The following is a 4,055-nucleotide window of genomic DNA, read 5'->3' as shown; positions in this document are numbered from 1 at the left end:
ACTGAGGATCAGAAAGCTTGTTTGAATCGATGTATTTCATCCGCAGATTATGCACGAATGCTAAGAAATCCGGAGTGCAAATATTAACCAAAAGAAGATCGTTTTTTGATTTATGAAAGAGATCTATAAATTTAAAGCATCATGATCAAATATCTTTGTAAAATCAAAACACCTAATTCTGAAAATTAATTTATACTCATAAGTCATTTTCACTCAGTTCCAAATAAAAGATTCAAACAATAAGATTGGCTAGCAATTGATTAATCCTTGCTTTGGAGAAGACAAAAGATTTTGATTAGGCCCACCTCATATCCAAGTAAGTTACTTAATTTTTAGTGACTTATGGTGGTCTGCCTTAAGAATCTTTATGCAATAGAGCCATAAACGAGCAAAACTCTACAAAATATTAAAAAAAAATATTTACTCATAATTTTTAAATTTTACTCTTCACTCAACAATGCAATATATTGAAAATAAATAAATTACAAAAATATAGATAAACCTAATATAATATTCATAAACTTCACTTTCTTTTTTTATCTTCCCGATCAACAAATAACTCCCATTATAAATTAGATCAACAAAGATAATAAAAAAAACTACTGCACCAATAAAACTCCAGAAACCTATCCCAAAAAAGTAATACTTTATTAAAAAAATCAAAAACTCAATAATAAAAAAAATAGCTATAATTAGCCTTTTATAATCGTGATAAACTCTAATTACAAATTTATCCATTATTATTCCTTTTTAAACTATCGATCCATCTCATTACGAACTGCATCATTACTTTACTTCTTCAGTAGACATCAATTATTTAATACACATCGCGGCGGTAACGACCTGCTTTACGCAGTGTATGCAGTTGTTCAATGCCCAGTATCTCTTGCAAAGTGGCATCTACCGCTTTAGCCATATTCAAACTGCCGCAGATATAGAGACATGCCCTTGCTCTAGCCAATCAATCAATTCAGCTTTTTTCACAACTAGGATATCTTGCACATATTTTTAAGCAAATCCATCACGAGAAAATACCCGATCGACTTCTGCAATTTTACCTTGGTTTTGTAATTCATGCAGTTCATCAGCAAAAATTGCATCGAAAGCTTGTTGACGCTCACCATAAATTAACCAGTTTTGATAGTGCTCTGTTGCGACACGTTGCTTAAGATGTGAAAGCAAACCCGCCATTCCTGAGCCATTGCAAATCAAAATCGCAGAGTGAACGCCTTCTGCTAAGTGAAAATTTGGATTCGCACGAATACAGGTATGAATATATTGACCAAGTTTTAAATCTTGTGTTAATAAACCAGAACCTAAACCTAGTTCATCGCCATGCTGCTCTTGACGTACGACGAGCTCTAAATCTTTTTAATTAAATAGAGTTTGATAATTTCACGCTTATACTAAACGACTGAATAAAGACTATAATAAAAATTAAAAATTCATTCGCCATTTGCGAAATCTTCGAGCAATCATGTCCAAAAATCTTGCAACGCTGATTGGATTCAGTGCAATCTTACAATGGTCTTCTATTGTTGGTTTACTTAAGAAAATTAGTTTCAGTATTGGCCCTGATCTTGCTGTGCTCTTTATGTATACCTTGAGCGCAATTATTCTATTGCTCTTATTTAAAATTCCAAACCTTAAACTGGTTCCGCGCCAATTTTTGATATATGCCACCCTTTTATTTGTGATTTATGAGTTGTGTTTTTCGTATGCCATTGCTTTGGCTCAAACAGCTCAACAAGCGATTGAAATCAGTTTGGTCAATTATTTATGGCCGAGTCTGACAATTGCCGCGTTAATATTATTTAAAGAATTAAAATTTAACTTTTTCGTAATCATTGGTTTAGCCGTTAGTTTGGGCGGCATTATTTTAATCCAAACTGTTAACGGAAGTTTTAACTGGTCTACAGTCTTTACCAACATTCAGTCCAATCCATTAAGCTATTTTCTTGCTTTTATGGGAGCGAGTTTATGGTCACTCTACTGTGTGATTACACGTAAATACAGTCATGGACATAACCCTATTTCATTCTTTTTCGTCGTAATTACCATTGTGCTATGGCTAAAAATGTTGATATTTCACGGTATCCCGCGAATGCCTGCCGTAGACTTACATACCGGTAAGTATATGTTAATCGTGTCCATCGTGACCGCTTTGGGTTATGCAGCGTGGAATGTAGGTATTATAAAAGGCAATATTACGATATTGGTGACCTTATCTTATTTTAGTCCGATTTTTTCTTCATTGATTTCAATGTTTATTTTACAGACACCACTGAGTTTAAGTTTTTGGCATGGTGCCATTTTGGTGACATTCGGTTCGCTGGTATGTTGGATTTCAACCAGTTGGCCACAAATTAAAGCCAGATTAATGCAATTGCGCCATGAATAATAAAAAGCAGTCACTTGGCTCATTTATCTTAAACTGAATAGCAAAACCGCGATTAGGCACAGCATATGAAGTAACTGTGTTGGTGCAAAATATAGAAAATATTTCCAGCCACCTGTGAGAAATGCATTCACACATTTTGAAATCGCATGGGCTGATAATCCAATCACCACAGCATAAACCAATGTTAAATTGTCGATATTACCTTGCATCACCACGGTTGCCATAGCTGCATGGACTTCAAAGAGTGATGCCAATAATGTCCCTAAAACTAAGCCTTTATCACCTAAAGCGAGATTTAATCCATAAACAAGTGCTTGGATCAAAGTAAGCGTGATGGCAATGATTGCCGCCTGTTTTAAGCTAAACATTCGACTATCAGTATTTTCTAACGGCACTGTTTCATTCGCCTCTACACGAAGCATTTCAGGTTCTGACTCTTTATTATGCTGAACTTGAGATGAGCCATAAATCAGATATAACGCAGCAAGGACCAATATCAAGATGCCGACGATACTTGGTATAACTAATATTTTAAACCAAGCAAAACTCACCCCAAGGACAATGATCAAAAGTTGAACCAATGTCGCAACACATGAAAAAAGTCCTGCCCCTGCATTACTTTTGGCACTGGCTTTTCCTGCTCGCACTTCCATGCCTAAGCTTGCGATTGTTGCTGTGCTCGACACAAAACCTGATGCCAAGGCCGATAAAATAATGGCTTTATCAGAGGATAGAAGCCGCTTGGCGATGTGCGCTAATGACTGCACCACCAAGATCAATATCAGTAATTTTAAAATCACATAGGGATTTAATACTGAACCCCAATAGGCTTGATTCGGCGTTAAAGGTAAGGCAATTAGGATCAATGCCAGTAAAAAGACCCCATCTCTTAACTCATAGTCTTTGATCCAATGCGCTGCAAAATGATGTAAGCCTTTTTTTCCAAATAATATGAGGGTCAACACCACAGCCAAACAGGCAGCAAGTGGAATATTAAAAACACAAGCGGCACCGATCAAATAAGTCATTACAAAAGCAAGTTCAGTGGTTGTTCCAATATCTTGTTTTTGTTGACTTAATCCATAATAGCTAAACATACTGACGACAATTGCACCGATCACACCAACAGCTAAATGTATTAAAAAACACAATGCTCCAAACAACGCACAAATGGTAAATGAGCGTAAACCAGCAAAACTCTGTTCACTGTCCAAATTGTTGTTACGTTGACGCTCCAAACCGATGAGCAATCCACAGCCTAAAGCCGAAGCTAAAATAGTTAACAATGCTGGGAAGGATAATGTTTGTATGAGTATTTCCAAATTTAAGCCCTCCCATCAATACATTGTTTATATTGGCAATATAAATAAAAAATAATAAAAAAATTTAACGCTAAAATTCGAAAAATAAATATATAAATTGAACAACTTGAGCATTTTCAATCATGTTCAAAGTTTAGTCATCCTTTAAATCATAAACAATTCCATGATAAATATCTTAGTAAACATTAATTTTTCCCATATTTTAATTAGATCTCTTTCATAAATCAAAAAACGATCTTCTTTTGGTTAATATTTGCACTCCGGATTTCTTAGCATTCGTGCATAATCTGCGGATGAAATACATCGATTCAAACAAGCTTTCTGATCCTCAG

General features: G+C 35.1%; 3 protein-coding genes. 1 reads left to right on the top strand and 2 read right to left on the bottom strand.

Annotated features, from left to right (window positions below; all coding sequences use genetic code 11):
• Window positions 1-1,008: 1,008 nt before the first annotated feature.
• Window positions 1,009-1,212: a hypothetical protein gene (locus tag FTU12_RS16125; protein WP_257227332.1), complete on the bottom strand. Its 204-nt coding sequence runs from the start codon at window positions 1,210-1,212 to the stop codon at window positions 1,009-1,011.
• 265 nt (window positions 1,213-1,477) lie between these two features.
• Here FTU12_RS16125 and yddG point away from each other — a divergent pair, with 265 nt between their 5' ends.
• Complete coding sequence (gene yddG, locus FTU12_RS16120) at window positions 1,478-2,401, top strand: aromatic amino acid DMT transporter YddG (RefSeq protein ID WP_180114987.1); 924 nt, start codon at window positions 1,478-1,480, stop codon at window positions 2,399-2,401.
• Window positions 2,402-2,424: 23 nt separating this feature from the next.
• Here yddG and FTU12_RS16115 read toward each other — a convergent pair whose 3' ends face one another.
• Window positions 2,425-3,723: an MgtC/SapB family protein gene (locus FTU12_RS16115; RefSeq protein ID WP_180114985.1), complete on the bottom strand. Its 1,299-nt coding sequence runs from the start codon at window positions 3,721-3,723 to the stop codon at window positions 2,425-2,427.
• Window positions 3,724-4,055 lie beyond the last annotated feature (332 nt).

It is taken from the genome of Acinetobacter sp. YH12063 (assembly GCF_013419715.1).
Lineage (GTDB): Bacteria > Pseudomonadota > Gammaproteobacteria > Pseudomonadales > Moraxellaceae > Acinetobacter > Acinetobacter amyesii.
Note: the sequence above shows the minus strand (reverse complement) of the source record. Positions and strands in the feature narration are given on the sequence as shown.